Origin of the sequence: Rhodococcus sp. KBW08, assembly GCF_003852455.1 — a bacterium.
In the GTDB taxonomy this organism is placed as follows: Bacteria; Actinomycetota; Actinomycetes; order Mycobacteriales; family Mycobacteriaceae; genus Rhodococcus_F; species Rhodococcus_F baikonurensis.
On the sequence record NZ_QAJJ01000010.1, the window covers coordinates 60995 to 79717 of the forward strand.

At 64.0% G+C, this 18723-nt stretch carries 19 protein-coding genes and 1 pseudogene; 10 read left to right on the forward strand and 10 right to left on the reverse strand.

Annotated features, from left to right (window positions below; translation table 11 throughout):
- From DBV08_RS14495 to DBV08_RS14510, 4 genes and pseudogenes are all read left to right on the forward strand, one after another.
- Positions 1–464 (forward strand): annotated as a pseudogene (locus DBV08_RS14495) (ABC transporter ATP-binding protein); the annotation flags it as partial.
- Complete coding sequence (locus tag DBV08_RS14500; RefSeq protein WP_124567863.1) at positions 464–1234, forward strand: ABC transporter permease; 771 nt, start codon at positions 464–466, stop codon at positions 1232–1234. The pseudogene DBV08_RS14495 and the gene DBV08_RS14500, both read left to right, overlap by 1 nt.
- A gap of 132 nt (positions 1235–1366) precedes the next feature.
- Positions 1367–2818 carry a M20/M25/M40 family metallo-hydrolase gene (locus tag DBV08_RS14505; protein ID WP_185564631.1) on the forward strand — a complete coding sequence of 484 codons (1452 nt, stop codon included), beginning with the start codon at positions 1367–1369 and terminating at the stop codon, positions 2816–2818.
- Between the two features lie 96 nt (positions 2819–2914).
- Positions 2915–3766, forward strand: coding sequence for an adenylate/guanylate cyclase domain-containing protein (locus tag DBV08_RS14510; RefSeq protein WP_124567864.1), 852 nt, complete (start codon positions 2915–2917; stop codon positions 3764–3766).
- A gap of 4 nt (positions 3767–3770) precedes the next feature.
- On the opposite strand, the gene thiD is transcribed toward DBV08_RS14510, so the two are convergent.
- Positions 3771–4613: a bifunctional hydroxymethylpyrimidine kinase/phosphomethylpyrimidine kinase gene (thiD, locus tag DBV08_RS14515; RefSeq protein ID WP_124567865.1), complete on the reverse strand. Its 843-nt coding sequence runs from the start codon at positions 4611–4613 to the stop codon at positions 3771–3773.
- Between the two features lie 156 nt (positions 4614–4769).
- Between thiD and DBV08_RS14520 the strand changes: the two genes are divergently transcribed.
- Entirely contained in the window at positions 4770–5201 is a 432-nt protein-coding gene (locus tag DBV08_RS14520) for a GNAT family N-acetyltransferase (protein ID WP_234036814.1), read from the forward strand.
- Positions 5202–5225: 24 nt separating this feature from the next.
- Here the strand turns inward: DBV08_RS14520 and DBV08_RS14525 are convergent, their stop codons facing one another.
- From DBV08_RS14525 to DBV08_RS14535, 3 genes are read right to left on the reverse strand one after another with little or no spacing between them, the layout of a single operon-like run.
- Positions 5226–6029, reverse strand: a complete 804-nt coding sequence (locus DBV08_RS14525) for an exodeoxyribonuclease III (RefSeq protein WP_095970462.1) — start codon at positions 6027–6029, stop codon at positions 5226–5228.
- 16 nt (positions 6030–6045) lie between these two features.
- A complete protein-coding gene (locus DBV08_RS14530) occupies positions 6046–6957 on the reverse strand; it encodes an N-acetyltransferase (RefSeq protein ID WP_124567867.1) in 912 nt (303 codons plus the stop codon).
- A 40-nt stretch (positions 6958–6997) separates the two neighbouring features.
- Positions 6998–7597 carry a peptide deformylase gene (locus tag DBV08_RS14535; RefSeq protein ID WP_050655096.1) on the reverse strand — a complete coding sequence of 200 codons (600 nt, stop codon included), beginning with the start codon at positions 7595–7597 and terminating at the stop codon, positions 6998–7000.
- A gap of 245 nt (positions 7598–7842) precedes the next feature.
- Between DBV08_RS14535 and DBV08_RS14540 the strand changes: the two genes are divergently transcribed.
- The 5 genes from DBV08_RS14540 to DBV08_RS14560 all read left to right on the forward strand — a co-directional run bounded on the left by DBV08_RS14540 (position 7843) and on the right by DBV08_RS14560 (position 12333).
- Positions 7843–8193: a DUF3263 domain-containing protein gene (locus DBV08_RS14540; protein ID WP_007730120.1), complete on the forward strand. Its 351-nt coding sequence runs from the start codon at positions 7843–7845 to the stop codon at positions 8191–8193.
- A gap of 53 nt (positions 8194–8246) precedes the next feature.
- Entirely contained in the window at positions 8247–8846 is a 600-nt protein-coding gene (locus DBV08_RS14545) for a LytR C-terminal domain-containing protein (RefSeq protein ID WP_095970460.1), read from the forward strand.
- Between the two features lie 95 nt (positions 8847–8941).
- A complete protein-coding gene (sodC, locus tag DBV08_RS14550) occupies positions 8942–9643 on the forward strand; it encodes a superoxide dismutase[Cu-Zn] (protein ID WP_007730117.1) in 702 nt (233 codons plus the stop codon).
- Between the two features lie 90 nt (positions 9644–9733).
- Positions 9734–10858: a glutamate--cysteine ligase gene (locus DBV08_RS14555; RefSeq protein WP_003945034.1), complete on the forward strand. Its 1125-nt coding sequence runs from the start codon at positions 9734–9736 to the stop codon at positions 10856–10858.
- 107 nt (positions 10859–10965) lie between these two features.
- Positions 10966–12333 carry a phosphatase PAP2 family protein gene (locus tag DBV08_RS14560; protein ID WP_095970458.1) on the forward strand — a complete coding sequence of 456 codons (1368 nt, stop codon included), beginning with the start codon at positions 10966–10968 and terminating at the stop codon, positions 12331–12333.
- Here the strand turns inward: DBV08_RS14560 and mnhG are convergent.
- The 6 genes from mnhG to DBV08_RS14590 are packed head-to-tail and all read right to left on the reverse strand — an operon-like array spanning position 12299 to position 18638.
- Positions 12299–12643: a monovalent cation/H(+) antiporter subunit G gene (gene mnhG, locus DBV08_RS14565; protein WP_372581417.1), complete on the reverse strand. Its 345-nt coding sequence runs from the start codon at positions 12641–12643 to the stop codon at positions 12299–12301. The genes DBV08_RS14560 and mnhG overlap by 35 nt on opposite strands.
- Positions 12640–12909, reverse strand: a complete 270-nt coding sequence (locus DBV08_RS14570; RefSeq protein WP_003945061.1) for a monovalent cation/H+ antiporter complex subunit F — start codon at positions 12907–12909, stop codon at positions 12640–12642. Before DBV08_RS14570 ends, mnhG begins: the two co-directional genes overlap by 4 nt.
- A complete protein-coding gene (locus DBV08_RS14575) occupies positions 12906–13478 on the reverse strand; it encodes a Na+/H+ antiporter subunit E (RefSeq protein WP_095970457.1) in 573 nt (190 codons plus the stop codon). Before DBV08_RS14575 ends, DBV08_RS14570 begins: the two co-directional genes overlap by 4 nt.
- On the reverse strand, positions 13475–15175 hold the full coding sequence (locus DBV08_RS14580; protein WP_124567868.1) for a Na+/H+ antiporter subunit D: 1701 nt from the start codon (positions 15173–15175) through the stop codon (positions 13475–13477). Before DBV08_RS14580 ends, DBV08_RS14575 begins: the two co-directional genes overlap by 4 nt.
- Positions 15172–15804 carry a Na(+)/H(+) antiporter subunit C gene (locus tag DBV08_RS14585; protein ID WP_095970455.1) on the reverse strand — a complete coding sequence of 211 codons (633 nt, stop codon included), beginning with the start codon at positions 15802–15804 and terminating at the stop codon, positions 15172–15174. The genes DBV08_RS14580 and DBV08_RS14585 overlap by 4 nt, the downstream gene beginning before the upstream one ends.
- Positions 15801–18638 (reverse strand): Na+/H+ antiporter subunit A, encoded by a 2838-nt coding sequence (locus DBV08_RS14590; RefSeq protein WP_124567869.1) that lies wholly within the window; start codon positions 18636–18638, stop codon positions 15801–15803. Before DBV08_RS14590 ends, DBV08_RS14585 begins: the two co-directional genes overlap by 4 nt.
- Positions 18639–18723 lie beyond the last annotated feature (85 nt).

Genomic DNA, 18723 nt, shown 5'->3' on the forward strand with positions numbered 1-18723 from the left:
AGCGGTTGGCGGCCGAGGGTCGCACGGTGCTGGTGTCGAGTCACCTTCTCTCGGAGATGGCGTTGACGGCGGAGCAGTTGGTGGTGATCGGTCGGGGTCGGTTGATCTCGGATTCGACGGTGGCGGAGTTCGTGGATCGTTCGTCGGAGTCGACGGTGCGCGTGCGTAGCCCACAGCTCGATGCGTTGCGCAGTGTGCTGCTCTCGCAGGGGTTGACGGTGCGTGAGGACGGTTCCGGTGTTGCGCCTGCGTTGGTGGTCGTTGATTCGACGACCGATGTGATCGGTGGTCTGGCTGGTTCGCAGGGAATCGTGTTGTACGAGTTGGCGTCTCAGCAGGGGTCGCTCGAGGATGCGTTCATGAAGTTGACCGGAGACGATGTCCAGTACCACGCATCCGGTGTCGATCCGGGTGCCGGAGCCCACCACGCAAACACACAGCAGGCTATGGGAGGTGCACTGTAATGGCTGTTCTCAGTGCTGAACGTATCAAGATCACCACGACCAAGTCCCCGCTGTGGTGCACGGTCATCATCATCGTGCTCGCTCTCGGCTTCGCGGCCATCATGGGCGCCGTTGCCAAGTCGGCTCTGACATCCTCGGACGTCCAGGGAGCACCTGACCTCGACACCGCCGTCGCCACGGCCGGGATCTCGGGTTTCGGGATCATGGTTCTCATGATCATGGCGGCCCTCGCGGTCACCAGTGAGTACCGCTTCGGGACAATCCGAACCACATTCCAGGCAGTTCCCAACCGTGCCTCGGTTCTGATCGCCAAAGCCGGCCTCATCGGTGCCTTCGGCGCGGTGCTGACCTTTGCCCTCGCCTTCGGGTCATATGCGGTGGCCAAGGCCATGGCCGGTACCGACGCCAGCACGGGGCTGACCCTGTCGACTGGTGACGACTGGCGTGCGATCTACGGCATCCCGATCTACGCGTTCCTGTGCGTGATCCTCGCTGTCGGCGTGGGATCGATCATCCGCCAGTCGGCCGGCGCTATTGCGTTGCTCCTGCTCTGGCCGCTGCTCATCGAGAGCCTGTTCGGACTGTTCGGCAGTGTTGGTGAAAAGATCACCCCGTTCCTGCCGTTCGCGAATGCAAACCACTTCCTCAGCCCGGGCGGCGGAAGCCTTGATTTCCACTGGGGTCCCTGGGGCAGCCTGATCTACTTCGCGGTCTTCGTTCTGGTGATTTTCGGAGCAAGTATTGTCATCGTGAATCGTCGCGACGCCTGATCTTGTCGCTCCCTCGGTAGGTGTTGTCGGGAGACCTACCGAGAACGAGGAGTGACAGCAGAGTAGGGACCCAGTACGAAAAACCATTCGTACTGGGTCCCTTTCCTGTGCTTCGGCCGATATCCTCCGAAGATGAGACTCTTCGGTGTGGTTGTGGTCGCAATGGCTGGAGCACTCGTGGTGGGTGGGTGCTCGTCGGGAAGTCAAGCAGCCGTCCCGACAGACCCGGTGGCATTCTCCGAGACCGTCACGGTCGACGCCGTGACCGGGCATCTGGAGCAACTCGAGAAGATCGCCGGTAACAACGACGGCAATCGATCGGCCGGAACCCCCGGCTACGACGCCAGCGTCGACTACGTGGCAAACCTCCTCGAAGACAAGGGTTTCGACGTCACTACCCCGGAATTCGACTTCAGCTCCTTCGATCCCGGCACCGAATCCCTGAAAGCTGCTGACGGCTCCGATGTTCCGGTGCGAGCGTTGACGTATTCCACGTCCACGGGACCGACCGGAATCACGGCACGCCTGGTGGCGATTCCCGCCGACGAGACACCAGGGTGCGAGGCCACCGATTACGACGGACGCGACGTGAACGGTGCCATCGTGCTGGTCACCCGCGGAGTGTGCCCGTTCGGCGACAAGCAGAAGATCGCCGCGGACCGCGGCGCGGCAGCGTTGTTGGTTGCCAACAACGAGGACGCAATGCTGGGCGGGGCTACCTTGGGTGAACCCGAAGACGCCCGAATCCCGACCGGCGGCGTGAGCAAGGCGTCGGGCGAGGCTCTTGCCGCAGCGCCCGGAGATCTCACGCTGATTCTCGACACGTCGACGGAAACGACGAAGTCGCGCAACGTGATTGCGCAGACCAAGACCGGCGCGACCGACAATGTGGTCGTCGTGGGCGCCCACCTCGACAGCGTGCCGGAAGGCCCCGGAATCAACGACAACGGAAGCGGCACCGCAGCCGTGCTGGAAACCGCGCTGCAGATGGGAAGCTCACCGAGCATCGAGAATGCCGTGCGCTTCGCGTTCTGGGGAGCGGAAGAAGTGGGGTTGGTCGGCTCCACCCGCTATGTGGAAGGTCTGAGCGATCAGGAACGGGCCGACATCGCCCTGTACCTGAACTTCGACATGCTCGGTTCGCCCAATGCCGGATACCTGGCCTACGACGGCGACAACTCGGATGCCGTAGGGGAGGGGCCGGGTCCCGAGGGTTCGGCGGGCATCGAGCGCACCTTCGTCGACTTTCTCGCCGGTCGGGGGATTGCGGCGGACGGAACGGACTTCGACGGACGCTCCGACTACGGCCCCTTCATCGAGATCGGAATCCCTGCGGGCGGTGTGTTCAGCGGCGCGGACGAGCGCAAGACACCGGCTCAGGCCGAGAAGTGGGGCGGCGAAGCGGAGGCGACCTTCGACCCGAATTACCACAGTGCCCAGGACAACCTCGCGAACATCGATCGCGACGCGCTCGCTGCCAACGCTTCTGCAGTAGCCTTCGGAGTTGCGACGTATGCCCAGGATTTGAGTGGGCCGAACGGGGTTCCCGTCGGCGATGCCCGAACACAGGCGAGAACCGAATGATCGACTGACCGAATGATCGACTGACGAGCGACCAGGAGGCCACTGTGCGAGAACCGCGGCAGCACACTGTCTGTAACTCTGAGTTACGCTTGAGTTATGGCTGATCTGTCCCCGGAGGACACCGACACGGCAGGTGCCTCTTCCTCCTCCGTTCGAGGCGTCGTCGACGTCGTCTTGAACTCTGCGGCAGAACTGAACCGTCGGCAGCAACTGATCGACGCGCTACGACGGCTGAGGCGGGCACTACCCGGTGATCCGGGATTCGGAGATCCGCTCTCGCTCGCCGGCCCCGGCGGTGCCCGCGCCGTGGCCCGCGTCGCTGACAGATTGCTCGATCAGAAGCCGGCAGCCACTCGCGAAGTGAGTCTCGGAGCACTGCAGGTATGGCAGGCAGCGCTGGAAAAGATGGGCCGCGGGCGCGGTGATCAAGAACTGACCATCGTCTTCACCGATTTGGTGGGCTTCTCCACCTGGTCGCTCGAAGCCGGTGACGGCGCCACACTGACACTCCTGCGTGCGGTGGCGCAGGCCGTGGAAACCCCGATCACCGACAACGGCGGACACGTCGTCAAACGGATGGGTGACGGTCTGATGGCCGTGTTCATTCGCCCGGACGCGGCCTTGAAGGCGGTGTTCACCGCGCAGGACGCGCTCGCGGAAGTCGACCTCGACGGATACACCCCACGCATGCGCGTCGGCCTCCACACCGGTACCCCGCGCCAGATCGGCGACGACTGGCTCGGCGTCGACGTGACCATCGCCGCCCGGATGATGGGCCTGGGCGGCGACGGCAACATCATGATGTCGGCGACAACGCTCGAAGAACTCGAGGCCGGCACCCTCGAGGATCTCGATCTCACGATCCGGCCGTGGCGGCGAGGGTTCTTCGCGACCACACCCAACGGGGTCCCAGTCGATCTGGGTATCTGGCGCGTACGCCGGAACTAGCGCACTAAACCTGAAGCCGCCAGAGCGGGGACACCGGACCATGGCCCGCGCCGAGGTCGTACGACGCCTCAAGGCACTTGGTCACCCACTCCTTGCCGAACGCCACCGCGTCCGGAACGGAATAGCCATGTGCGAGAGCGCAAGTGATCGCAGCGGCCAGCGTGTCTCCGCCGCCGTGATCGTTGCCGGTGTCGATCCGGGCACTGCTGAATTCGAGGAAACGGTCGCCGTCGAACAGCAGGTCGGTCGACAGCTCCGAGGTACGAAGGTGACCGCCCTTGACGACGGACCATTGAGCGCCGAGCGCATGCAGCGCTTCTGCTGCTTGGCGGGCGCTCTTGTCGTCGACGACCTCGATGCCGGTGATCAACCGGACCTCGTCGAGGTTCGGAGTGACCACCGTGGCAGCCGGAATCAAGGTGTTGCGGACCGCGTCGAGAGCTTCTTCGTGCAGCAGCGGATCACCGTGCATCGACGCGCATACCGGGTCGACCACGAGCGGGATCGGTCGGTCGCGGCCGATTCCCACCTCGGCGGCGACTGCGGCTACCGCTTCGATGATCGTCGTCGACGCCAGCATTCCTGTCTTCGCCGCACCGACGCCGATGTCCGAGACCACGACGCGCACCTGGTCGGCGACGATCTCCGGCGGAATCTCGTGGAATCCGCTGACTCCCACCGAATTCTGGACCGTCACAGCGGCGACGGCCACGCAGGCGTGCACTCCACACATCGCCATCGTGCGGGAATCGGCTTGAATACCGGCTCCACCGCCGGAATCGGTTCCGGCGATGGTCAATGCCCGAATCGGGGTCTGTCCGGCGGGGGTCAGGGGCAGCAGCTTCACGACGACGAGCCTACCGATCGGACCTGGGGAAACGGCATCTCGGCCCCACCCCTCGCGCAAACGACCTCGCGAACTGCGATTGCGATCCGGTCGCTTCCGGTGCAAAAATTGGTCGAATCCGGGACAGCGTCGTCGGTAGCTGATTCTATGAGTGGCATGGATCACAGTTATGGAGAGCGTGCGAGCGCAGCTGTCGCCGATCGCGCAGGTGCACATCGTGCCGTGGAGGTCGCCGCAATGAACGACACCGAACACTCGAAGGCCGGAACCTCACCGGAAGTCACGCTCGTGGACAACCCGTCGCACGAACGATTCGAACTGCTCTCCGGCGACGAGTTGGTCGGCATCCTCGGATACCGCGACGAGGACGAGATCCTGGGCAGCGGAGCCGAAGCCGGCGACGTGGTCGCCTACATGCACACCGTCGTCAAGGAAGAGTACGGCGGGCAGGGACTGGCAGCCGTACTCGTACAGTTCGCGATGGACTGTGCCCGTGAACGTGAATGGTCGGTACGGCCCGTGTGCACCTACGTTCAGCGGTACCTCGGCGAGCATCCCGAGTACCTGGAATTGCTCGTCGAGGACTAGCCGCCGGCAACTACGAACAGACGATCAGGCTCCGAGATTCACGATCACCGGAGCGTGATCGCTGGCGCCCTTGCCTTTTCGCTCGTTTCGATCGATCTCGGCAGCTTCGACGCGGGCTGCGAATGCCGGTGAGCCGAGGATGAAGTCGATTCGCATGCCCTGCTTTTTCGGGAAGCGAAGCTGCGTGTAGTCCCAGTACGTGTACACGCCGGGACCGGGGGTGTACGGGCGAACGACGTCCGCGAACCCGGACTCGGTGAACGCCGTGAACGCTGCTCGCTCCGGCTCGGACGTGTGGGTCTTGCCTTCGAAGAACGCGGGATCCCAGACGTCGTCGTCCGTGGGAGCGACGTTCCAGTCGCCGACCAGGGCGATCTGCGCATCGGGATCCTGCTTGAGCCAGCCCTCCGCGTCGTCGCGCAGCTTGGCCAGCCAATCCAACTTGTAAGCGTAATGCGGGTCTTCCAGCTCACGGCCGTTAGGGACGTACAGGCTCCACACCCGCACACCGCCGCAGGTGGCACCGATCGCACGTGCCTCGCGGACCGGGTCGGCCTCGGGATCCTTGTCGAACCCGGGCTGATCCTCGAAGCCGATCTGTACGTCGTCCAGGCCGACGCGCGAAGCGATGGCGACACCGTTCCACTGGCTCAAGCCGACGTGAGCGACCTCGTAGCCGATTTCCTTGAAGCGCTCGTACGGAAACTGCTCGTCCTTGCACTTGGTTTCCTGCATTGCCAGGACGTCGACGTCGGATCGACCGAGCCAGTCGATGATCCGGTCGGTACGGGCACGGACGGAGTTGACGTTCCAAGTAGCGATGCGCACGAGGGCAAGCCTAGCGTCAGCCGCCGACAGGATCGGTGGCGTATCGGTAGCGGTGGTGTTCGACGAATCCGAGCCGCTCGTAGAGCGCGATCGCCGCGGAGTTCTCGACCGAAACCTGGAGGTAGGCGTGCGTCGCACCGTTCCCGCGACCCCAGGAGAGCAGATCTCCGCAGATCAGCGACCCGATTCCGTGGCGTCGGTGTTCGGGGGCGACGTGAATGCCGGTGAGTCCGACCCAGCGCTTGTGGTCGGGCGCCTCGGTGAGCGCAGCGCGCCCGATGGCAAGCGTCGTATCGGTGTTTCCGATCGCGCCGAAAGTTGCACTGCCCACGACAGCAGTCAGGACCGCCTCGACGTGCGCCGGGTCGCCGTGGGCGTCGTACGTCGACAGCCAGTTGTGGTCGGGACGGTCGGCAAACGAGGTGACCGGAGGGCCGAGGGGCAGCGTGACATTGCCCAGATCGGCGGCCATCACGATGGTTTCCTTCTCACTGGTCCACCCGTCCGGAGAGGTGCCGAGGCGATCGGGGAGGAGCAGCAGGGTCGGCAGGCCGCGGTCACCGAACCACTGGCGTATCCGTTCGACAGTGCTCGCGTCGAAGCCGGCAACCGTCCCCGCACCACCGAGCGGCAAAGCCGAATTGGCGCGGCCGGTGAAACCGTGACCGGCGCGTAGCAACCAACCGTCGATCCACGCCTGTTCGACCCCCGGCCATGCCGCAGCGGCCGCCGTTTCGAGGTTTCGAATCTCACCGATGCGAATCGGGCGGGCCGAGAGAGTCTTCAGTGCGATCACCTGATCGGCGGAGACCTGGACCAGTCGACCGTCGCCGGCGCGGACGGCGATGGGATCGGCACCTTCGAGGATGCCGATGACGTCGGTCATGGGATGCGAATAGCCGGGTGGGAGCTTGTATCGCAAAACCACCCGGCTACCGACCGAAATGTTGCCGTTCAGAGCAGAATTCTCAGTCTTCGTAATCGTCGTCGTCGTGACCGAACGGATCGTCGACGGTGCCCGGCGTCCAGGTCAGACCGGGCTTGCCCCAACCGGACCGCTTGATGATCTTCTTGGCGGCGCGTGCATTACGGCCGATCAGCACGTCCGTGTACAGGAATCCGTCGAGATGGCCCGTCTCGTGCTGGAGCATCCGCGCGAAGAATCCGGTGCCCTCGACCTCGATCGGGTTGCCGTCGGCGTCGGTGCCGGTGACCTTCGCCCAATCGGCGCGGCCAGTCGGGAACTGCTCGCCGGGAACGGAAAGGCAACCCTCGAAGTCTTCGTCCGGGTCAGGCATCGTCTGCGGGATTTCGGAGGTCTCGAGTACCGGGTTCACCACGACGCCGCGTCGACGCTCGCTGGTGCGGTCGTCACCGGGGCAGTCGTAGACGAAGACTCGGAGGGGAACACCGACCTGATTTGCCGCCAGACCGACGCCGTTGGCAGCGTCCATCGTCTCGTACATGTCTGCGATCAGTTCGGCGATCTCGGCCGGGGACTGAGTGACCGGCTCTGTCGCCTTGTGCAGTACCGGGTCGCCGACGATTCGGATGGGGAGGATAGCCATGCGGACAAGGATAGTGCGGCGCGCCCGCGTAGTTATCACGGCCCGCACACTCGATCATGGTTCAATGGTTGCTGAAGAACAGCGATGTAATTCGTTGCTCGGTCGGAACGTGGGCCGCGGGGGAAATTGTGAGTTACCTTCGGGGTCAGGGGACCGGGTAGCTCACGGCCGCGAGAATATCGGTCGGAAAAGAACACCGGGCATACGAGTCTCGCTGACGCCGAGCACAGCAGTCGAGGAGTGACATGGACGGCGCAACCGCGCGTAGTCGGAACCAGTCCGAAGGCACTGGCGCCGACGATTCGGTAGTAGATACAGCTGGCATGCACGAGGTCGGCGAAGACGGCCTCACCCGCCGCGAACACGACATTCTCTCCTTCGAGCGCCAGTGGTGGAAGTACGCGGGCGCGAAGGAAGAAGCCATCAAGGAGTTGTTCGACATGTCGGCAACCCGCTACTACCAGGTTCTCAATGCGTTGGTCGATCGCCCCGAATCCTTGGCGGCTGATCCCATGCTGGTCAAGCGCCTGCGTCGTCTGCGTGCCAGCCGTCAGAAGGCCAGGGCCGCCCGTCGCCTCGGCTTCGAGGTCACCTGAATCACGCGTACAGATGAGCGGGCTGTCCACGCACTGGCGATAAGGTCGACATCGTGAGTACCCCGAAAGAGCAGCCGTCCGGACCTCCGCTTCGCGCAATCGCCATGGTGTTGATCGCTCTGGCGATCGTGTTCATCGGTCTCGGAGCAGCCTCTCTGGGTGGATCGAGCGACGGTGGATCGGGCGACGAGAACACTGCAGCAGAGCAGACCGAATCCTCGGCGCCTGCCACGACGAGCGCCCCCGCTCCGGCCCCTGCCACCTCCAAGCCGGCAGCGACGACGCAACCCGCTTCGGGCGAGACCACCACCACGGCGTCACGGCCCTCGGGAGCTGCGACGACCACGAGTTCCAGCTCTGCGAGCGGCACCGACACGTCGAATGTCAGCGTTCGAGTACTCAACAACAGCACCGTCTCCGGGCTGGCAGCAGGCACCGCCGAGGAATTGACGGCAGCAGGTTGGAACGTCGAGGAGACGGGTAACTACAGCGAGGGCACCGTCAGTACGACGACGGTGTACTACGGATCGTCCGCGGCGGAGAAGGCAGCGGCACAGAAGATCGCAGCTGAACTCGGAGTCACCGCAGAGCCACGATTCGCCGGCATTGCGAACGCGTCACCTGGCGTGATCGTGATCGTGACCTCCAACTGACCGGTCGTGAAGGTGGAACTGACCCGTCGGTTCCAGCTACTACACGCGCCGTTATGATCAGAAGCACTTTCTCGCCACCTCAAAGGAGCGGTTCGATGGCCCCCAGCAGCACCCGGCGTATGTCCTGGCGCGTCGTTGCCCCTGTAGTCGCGATTGCCGCTTTCGGCTTGACCGCTTGCAGTAACAGCGAAGAGCCCAGCAGCGTCCCCGGCACGACTCCTCCGGTGTGGACCGGTGCAGCCGATCCCAGCGCGCACGAAAGCGCGGGCGGCCACGGTTCGGAGACGGCGCACGCCGGCGCTTCTGCCGAGACGGTCACCGCGACGCTGAACGGCACCGACGGCGCCAAGGTCGGAACGGTCACGTTCGCCCAGGAAGGCAGCGACGTCAAGGTCACCCTCGACGCCAAGGGCCTGACCCCCGGATTCCACGGATTCCACGTCCACCAGGTCGCCAAGTGCGAGACCAATTCCGTAGCTCCCAGCGGCGGAGAGCCGGGTAACTTCCTCTCGGCAGGCGGACACTTCCAGGCTGAGGGCCACACGGGCCATCCGGCCAGCGGCGACCTCACTTCGGTTCAGGTACTCGAAGACGGCACCGCCACGCTGGTCACCACGACCGATGCATTCACCGTCGACGAACTGGTCGCCAACGGTGGAACATCCGTCATGATCCATGCCGGTGCAGACAACTTCGGCAACATCCCGACGCGTTACGCGCCGGCACCGGATCAGCAGACCCTCGACACCGGTGACGCCGGCGGACGCGTCGCTTGCGGTGTCATCACCAAGAGCTGACAAACTCACCTGAGTTTTGCATCACTTCAGGCGACTACCACGCAGTAGCCAGCACGGTGTTTTCACCGACACTGTGATTGGATTCTCTGCGTGGTAGTTCCATTTCCAGGTTCGCCGCGCCCGACGCTGGGCGTGGAGTGGGAGATCGCGCTGGTCGATCGCAAGACCAGAGATCTCTCCAACACAGCAGCCGAGGTGTTTTCGGCGGTCGAAGAGCTTGCCGGCTCCGAAACCCCGCACATCACCAAGGAACTACTGCGAAATACCGTCGAACTCGTCACGGGTATTCACTCGACGGTCGGCGAGGCGATGAGTGATCTCGACAGATCACTGGATCTGCTTCGCCGCGCTGCGAATCCGCTCGGCGTCGACCTCATCAGCGCGGGCACGCATCCGTTCGCGCAATGGTCGACGCAGTTGGTGACCCGGACGCCCGACTACGACGAACTCATCGAACGCACGCAGTGGTGGGGTCGGCAGATGCTGATCTGGGGCGTGCACGTTCACGTGGGTGTCTCGTCCGCGGACCGCGTTTTCCCCATCATCAATGCACTGCTGCAGCGCTATCCGCACCTTCTGGCGCTGTCGGCGTCCTCGCCGATGTGGGCCGGAGTGGACACGGGCTATGCGTCCAATCGCGCGTTGATGTTCCAGCAGTTACCCACCGCAGGTCTTCCGTACCAGTTCGAGAACTGGGCCGAGTACGAATCGTTCATCGACGACCAGATGAAGACCGGTGTGATCACCAAGATCGGTGGCATGCACTGGGACATCCGTCCCGCACCGAAGTGGGGAACCATCGAGGTCCGGGTGTTCGACGGCGTCTCGACGCGCGCAGAACTGGGTGCACTGGTTGCGCTGGTCCACTGCCTCATCGTCGATCTGGATCGCCGATTGAGTGCCGGTGAGACTCTGCCGAACATGCAGCCGTGGCACGTCAAGGAAAACAAGTGGCGCGCAGCAAGATACGGACTGGACGCCGAGATCATTCTCGACTCCGACGCGAACGAGTGCCTCGTCACTGACGATCTGGATCGCCTGCTCGACGATTTGGCACCGATCGCGGTGTCGCTCGGCTGCGCGGACGAGTTGGCATCGGTGGCGGACATTCCCCGTCGTGGTGCGTCCTACCAGCGTCAACGCCGCGTTGCGGAAGCGACCGGTGGCGATCTTGTCGCGGTCGTCGACGCCTTGGTCGCAGAGCTGGGCACCTAGCAGGCTCACCGCGGGAAGGGCAGTTTCGCGGACTGAAAATCCGGGCATACCAACCGTTTGTCCAGTGGGTGTCCATATTCGGTTCACATGCCGTTTACTATTGTCCGGTGTTGATAGACAGTTGGTCCCAACGAGGGGACGCACCCGGACAATCTGATCGTTCGTGGTCGAGTTCTCATCGACTCCTTCTGATCGGCACAGCAGCATTGACCGCCCTGGTTCTGGGCGTGCAGGCGTTCGCGTCGTACAAGGGTTATCTCGGTCCGGTGGAAAGCCTCTTCGGTGACTACTTCCTCGTTCCCCGTTCGGCGACGATGCCGTGGGTCGGCCTCGCTCTCGCGCTGGTCGGGCTGAACAACAAAGAACGCATCTACGCGGTATCCGCGGCCGTCGTCATCGACGTGGTCGTCGGCGCGATCCGCTGGTTCTCGGGTGGACCGCTGACGATGGGCACCGGCGGCACCTGGGTTCTGACAGCCATCGCGGTGTACGCGGTGTGGAAGTTGTCCGGCGAGCGTCGACTCAGCGTTCTGCACGGCGTCGCTCTGGGCGCGTTGCTCATCATCGCGGCCAAGGTTGCCGAAACGTGGCTGGAGATCACCATTCTCGTCGGCACCGATGTCTGGGACGAGTACGTATTCCTCGCCGACCAGGCTCTCGGGAACCCGTCGTGGGTGATGGGTCAGATCGTCGACGCCATGGGCCCCGTCGGTGCCGCAGCGCTCGACTGGATCTACGTCGAACTACCCGTCGCAGTGATCGTGGTTGCTCTCTATCAAGTACGCAAGGGATGGCCGTCGCATCACCTGCTGCGAACGTTCCTGCTCATCGGGCTGATCGGCCCGATCTTCTACGTCCTGTTCCCGGTGGTCGGGCCGGTGTTCGCCTTCGGTCCGCGTGGTTTCGGATTCCAGATCGGTGACTACTGGCCGAATATCGTGCCCAACTTCGACTTCGCGTCGCCGTCGTCGCTGCCGTTCGATGACGCCGCACCGCGAAACTGCATGCCGAGCCTGCACACCGCGTGGGCGGTCGCGTTGTTCATCCATTCGCGCAGCGGACCGTGGTGGATTCGCAGCCTGGGATCGTTCTGGCTCGTCGCGACCCTGACGGCGACGCTCGGATTCGGCTTCCACTACGGCGTCGACCTCATTGCCGGTGCGGTTCTGTGCCTGACGCTCGATGCGGCGCTGCGGGATCCGGAGCGAGGTTGGGGTTGGTTCCGAGTGCGCCTGTTGATCGGCGGCTCGGCACTGCTCGCGGGATTGTTGCTCTCGTACCGGTTCGCTGCAGTGCAGATGGCCGAGTACCCGGCGATCTTCGGGCCGCTGCTGATGGCTGTCCTGGTTCTCATGTCGGTGGCGTACTTCGCCACCTTCTTCGCCCGCCCCGGCACCGCTCTTGCAGTGTGGGGCGAGCGCGACGGTGAGTGGGATGCCGCTACAGGAGAGAGTCCGGGTCTTCCAGCTCGTTGATCTTCATGAGGTCGTCCTCTTCACGCTGTTCGCGGTAGGCGACGCGTCCGACGCTGTGCGCGATGACGGGCGCGGTCAGCAACGTGAAGATGCCGACCAGTACCAGCATCCAGATGTCGACGCTGCCACGAAGCAGGAACACCGCACCCATCAGAACCAGAACAAGTCCGACCACCTGAGGCTTGGTGGCCGCGTGCATACGACGCAGGGTGTCGGGGAAGCGAACGATTCCCACCGCGGCGGTCAGTGCGAGCAGCGCGCCGAGGAAGATGGAGACGGCCCCGATCGTGTCGAGGATGTTGCCGATCACTGGTCACTCACCCGGAAGCGCGCGACGGACACGGAACCGATGAAGCCGACCAGCGCCAGCGCCACGATGGCGGGAACGATGGTCGTGTCTTTGCTGTACGCGGCCCAGACCGCGAGTCCACACATCGAGACCGCGATGATCGTGTCCAGAGCGACGAGGCGGTCGAGTGAGCTCGGACCGTCGAGCAGTCGGAACGTGGTCAGTACTGCGGCGATCAGGAGAATCACTCCGGAAATGATCAAGATCGTGGTGATGAACCCGTTCATGGTTGGTCCTCCTGCCGGGGTGCATCGAATTCGTAGTCGCGCTGGTGCCAGGGGCTGGGCTGCCAGTCCGAATCACGTTCGAACGACGCGATGAACAACCGCTCGAGATCCTCCACCGAGCGGTAGAACGCACTGACGGCTTTCTGCGATCCGACGTCGAGCACATGGACGTAGACGATGCGTCGGTTCTGGTCGATCTCGAGAACCATGGTGCCCGGGATCAGGTTCAGAACGTCGATGCACAGCGTGAGAACCAGGTCCGACTTGATTCCGAGTTGGTACCGCAGAACTCCGGTGACCGGCGGCGGCGACGGACGGATCGCCAGCCAGGCGACCTGGATACTCGACACGATCGCGTAGTACACGATCATCCACAGCAGACGCAGAATCGACAGCAGATGCACCCGGCCCTCGACCGGTACGCGGGGGAGGGGAAGCAGGACCATGATGATCAGGCCGACGGCGAGTCCGCCGAAGATGTTGCCGAAGCTGATGTTGCCCCACAACAGGATCCACACGACCATCAGCCACAGCAGGATCCCGACGCGGAGTACCTGTTCGCGTTTCATCGCGGAGCCTCCTCGGTATTCGGGACATCAGTGTTCGGGACATCGGTGTTCGGGACGGCTGCAGGGTCGTCTGCAGCGACGGGAGCTCCGTCCACCGGCACGGGTCGGTGGTTGCCGAGAACCGCGTCGATGTAGATGGACCGGTCCTGCAGATCCTTCGCCGCTCTGTCGCTGATGTCGATGATCCGGCCCGCGAACACCGTCAGCGCCAGGCCGACGATGACGAGACCGACCGTCGGGATCAGCATGAAGAGCGGAATCTTGCCGACGTCCTCGCGGTCGACGAACGCGATGTCCTCTTCGGATTCGTCGATCAACGCTGACGGGCTGACGTCGGCGAGGTCACCTTCGGGTGCGTCGGCGCGGGCTCGCCAGAATGCCTTGGTCCACACGCGGGCGACGGCGTAGAGCGTCAGCAAGCTGGTGATCGTGCCGCCGGCGACGAGGATCCAGGCCAACGCGCTGGCGTCGGACGCACCGGCTTGCAGGAGTGCGACCTTGCCGATGAAGCCCGAGAACGGCGGAATACCACCGAGGTTCAGGGCCGGGATCAGGAAGACGATCGCCAGGATCGGGCTGGCCGCCGCCAGACCGCCGAGACGGCGCAGCGACGACGACCCGGCTTGTCGTTCGATCAGACCCACGACGAGGAAGAGCGTCGTCTGCACGATGATGTGGTGGGCAACGTAGTAGATCGCGCCGGAGAGCCCGGACGTCGTGGACAGCGCGATACCGAAGATCATGTAACCGATATGGCTGACCAGTGTGAACGAGAGCAGACGTTTGATGTCGCTCTGCGCGATGGCACCCATGATGCCGACCACCATCGTGAGCAGGCCGCACACCATCAGTACGTTGTCGAGTTCTCCCTGCGGGAACAGCAACGAGTGCGCGCGGATGATCGCGTACACACCGACCTTGGTGAGCAACCCCGCGAAGACGGCGGTGATCGGTGCGGGCGCGGTCGGATACGAGTCGGGTAGCCACGCCGAGAGCGGGAAGACCGCGGCCTTGATTCCGAACGCCACGAGCAGGACACCGAAGATGGCCGTTCGTGTGCCCGGCGGAATGTTGTCGAAGCGCAGGGCCATGTCGGCCATGTTGAGGGTGCCGGTCGCCGCATAGGCGAAGGCGATGCCCGCCAGGAAGATCAGCGAAGACACCATCGAGACCATCACGTACGAGATACCGGCCCGGACGCGGTCGGCGCTGGCACCGAGCGTCAGGAGCACGAAACTCGCGGCAAGCAGAACCTCGAACCCGACGTACAGGTTGAAGAGGTCACCGGCGAGGAACGCGTTGGAGATACCGGCAGTCAACGCCAGATAGGTCGGCAGGAAGATCGAGACCGGCTGGGCCTCGCTGCCGTCGCGAATACCCTGACCGATCGCGTAGATCATGACGGCGAGCAGCACCACCGACGAGACCACCAGCATCATCGCCGATAGACGGTCGACGACGAGTGTGATGCCGATGGGCGAATCCCAGCCACCGACCTGAACAGCGGTCGTCCCGTCGCGGTCGGCGAGGTAGAGCAGCAGGCCGGACACAGCAACGACGCCGACCAGCGCGATCAGGGTGATCACACGCTGGAAGCGAGGCCGCCGACCGACGACCAGCGTCGCGGCTGCGGCCAGCATCGGGATCAGGACGGGTAGGGGCGCAAGGGCTCCCATCAGGTTGTCCGAGATGGTCATGCGCCTCCACCTCCTTCGATCTCGGTCTGGCGAGCGTCTTTACGCCGCTTCTCGGTTTCCTTCTTACGAGCCAGGTCGGTGGCCCAGTCGGGTACCGGTTCGTCCTCGAAGTCGCCGTCGTGGAGGTCGTCGTAGCATTCGATGTCCTCGAGGTTGACCAGTTGTTCGAGGGGAATAGGGTTTCCGTCCTTGTCGAATGCGTCGCCGCCGATGCTCGGGGCACCGGTGACCGGGTCGTCGGAGCGGTCGTGGTCGGGAGCGTCGGCCGGCAGGCGACGCTTGAGAACCTTGGTGTCCTCGGGATCGTCCTCGACGGCGTCGGCGGTGTTGATCTTGTAAGACCGGTACGCCAGTGCCAGAACGAAGCCGGCGATTCCCATCGTGATCACGATCGCCGTCAGGATCATGCCCTGGGCGAGCGGATCCGCTATCTCCTCGTGGACCGAATCTCGGCCGACGATGGGCGGATTCCCGTCCGATCCACCGACGGTCAGGATCAAGAGGTTGATGGCGTTGCCGAACAGGAGCAGACCCAGGAGCATCCGGGTGATGCTTCGTTCGATCAGCAGGTAGACACCGGCCGACGTGAGGACGCCGATCAGGATCAGCATTCCGATGTTTGCGCTCATGGTGCTTTCACCTCGATTTCTGCGTCGAGGCGGGCGCCGAGACTTCGGAGTACGTCCAGGACCAGGCCGACCACGATGAGGTAGACGCCCAGGTCGAAGAACAGTGCGGTGACCAGTTTGACGTGGCCGATCAGTGGGAGCGTGAACTCGAAGACGGCCGACGAGAGTGCCGGAGCTCCGAAGAACAGCGACACCAGGGCGGTACCTGCGGAGAGCGCCAGGCCGAGGCCGAGGATCTTGCCCGCGTCGATGGGTACTGCTTCACCGAGTTCGTAGCGGCCACCGGCGAGGTAACGCAGCACGAGGGCGAGGCCCGCCGTCAGGCCTCCGGCGAAACCTCCGCCGGGAGCGTTGTGACCGGAGAAGAAGAAGTAGATCGACAACACCATGATGGCCGGGAAGATCAACCTCGTGGTGACCTCGAGAACCAGTGAACGGTGCCGCGGATCGATCAGGTCTCCGCCGCGCAGCCACGTCGTATCGGAGTTGGCGGCAGCTTTGTCCACGATGACGGAGGGAGCGTCGGCGACGCGCGGCGCGATACCGAAGCGGCGGTTGCGGAACACGAGGCTGGCGACGCCGGTCGCTGCGACCAGCAGCACGGAGATCTCACCGAGCGTGTCCCATGCGCGGATGTCGACGAGTAGGACGTTGACGACGTTCTTGCCGTTGCCCAGGTCGTAGGCCGCGTCGGGAAGCAGTTCGTAGATCGGACGAGTGTTCCGGGCGTTGGTGGCGAATGCCGCGATGGTGGTGACGGTGATTCCGACGGCGACGGCGAGTGCGGCACGCGGCCACTTGAAGCCGATCGCCTTGCTTTCGTCGACTTCGGCGGGGAACTTCCGAAGTACGAGCACGAAGATCACCAGCGTCAGTGTTTCGACGAGGAACTGGGTCAGAGCCAGGTCGGGCGCACCGTGCAGCGCGAACAACACACCGCAGCCGTAGCCGGTGAGTCCGACGAGGATGACGCTCGCGAGTCGGTTGCGCATCAGCGTTGCAGCGATGGCGGCCGAGATCATCATCAGCGCGATCGTGAACTGGATCGGCGAATCCCACATCCGTAGGTCGACGCCGGCGTCCTTGGTGTCGATGATCAGCAGGAACAGCGGCACGACGACCAGCGTCGCGAGAATCGTCGACTGCGTGCGGGGGAGCGAACCACGCTGAGTGGCGCCGGTCAGGCGCATCGAGATGGTGTCCATGCCACGCAGGGTCGCGTCGTAGATACGGTCGGCGTTGCCCAGCGGCGGGTGCTCGAAGTGCAGTCGGCTGATCTGACGCTGTGCGATGTAGAGCGCGACACCGCCGGCGATGACGATGCACGTGAGCAGCAGCGGAGTGTTGAATCCGTGCCACAGCGCGAGGTGGTAATCGGCGTGCGGGCCAGGGGCCAGCGTGGTGGAGTACGGCGTCAGCAACTTCTCGAGTTGCGGCGAGAGAATGCCGGCGGCCAGACCGAGAACGGCGAGCAAGCCGGGCGCGAACAGGAACAGCCAGCCCGGCTTGTGCATCTTGCTGACGGCCGGGCTGGGCTTGCTCAGGGTCTTGCGTCCGAAGGCGCCCCAGATGAACCGGACGCTGTAGCCGACGGTCAGGATCGAGCCCAACACGATCACCGTGACGACGGCGATGGACGACCAGTGGCCGAGCGCGTTCGTTTCGAGAACCGATTCGAGTGCGGCTTCCTTGCCGACGAATCCGAGTAGCGGTGGCAGACCGGCCATGCTGGCGGCAGCGAGGCTCGCGATGATCGCCAGAGCGGGTGCCGCCTTACCCAGGTGAGCAAGTTTGCGCAGGTCACGGGTGCCGGTGGTGTGATCGATGATGCCCACCACCATGAAGAGTGCGGCCTTGAACATCGCGTGCGCCACGACCATCGTCATGCCGGCCAGGGCGGCGTCACGCGTACCGATGCCGACCAGGACCATCATGAAGCCGAGTTGGCTGACGGTTCCGAAGGCGAGGACGAGTTTGAGGTCGTATGCGCGCATGGCTCGCCAACCGGCGAGGATCATCGACAGCAGACCCAAACTGATGATGGTGATGCGCCACGGCGGCGAATCGGCGTACCCGGGAGCCAGGCGCGCGACGAGGTAGATACCGGCCTTGACCATCGCTGCAGCGTGTAGATAGCCGCTGACGGGGGTAGGCGCGGCCATCGCACCGGGCAGCCAGAAGTGCAGGGGCACGATCGCCGATTTGGAGAGCGCGCCGATCAGGATCAAGACGATCGCGACGGACGGGAGCCACCCCGTCGGCGGGTTCGCGACCAGTTCGGAGAGGTTGTAGCTACCGCCGACCTGGCCGAGGATGATCATGCCGACCAACATCGCGAGACCACCGGCGGTGGTCACGAGCAGTGCCTGGGTCGCGGCGCGGCGACTGGTGGCGCGTTCGGCGTAGTGACCGACCAGCAGGAACGACAGAACCGTCGTCAGTTCCCAGAACACGTAGAGAAGTAGCATGTTGTCGCTGGTCACGAGCCCGAACATGGCGCCGGCAAAGGCGACCATCTCGGCGGCGAAGATGCCGAGTCGAGGTTCGTCGTCGTTGAAGTAGCGGGCGCAGTAGATCAGGATCAGCGTGCCGACACCCAGGACGAGCACGGCCATGATGGCCGAGAGCGCGTCGAATCTGAAGTCGATGTCCATCGACAGGCCGGGAACCCAGGTGATGTGCAGCGACTCGACGGTGCCCCATTTGTCGATGACCCAGCCGAGGCCGGCGAGGGGGACTATCGCGAGGGGGAAGAAGCCGTTTCGCCCTAACCTGCGCACCACAAGCGGAGCCAAGAGGGCGGCAACGGCATGGGCAAGCAAGATAGCGAGCAAAAGGCACTCCGTCGTGTTGTCAGCGGGCGGCGGGGTGTCCGAACAAAATCGAACCTATCGGAATAACGAGACAATTCACCTAGTC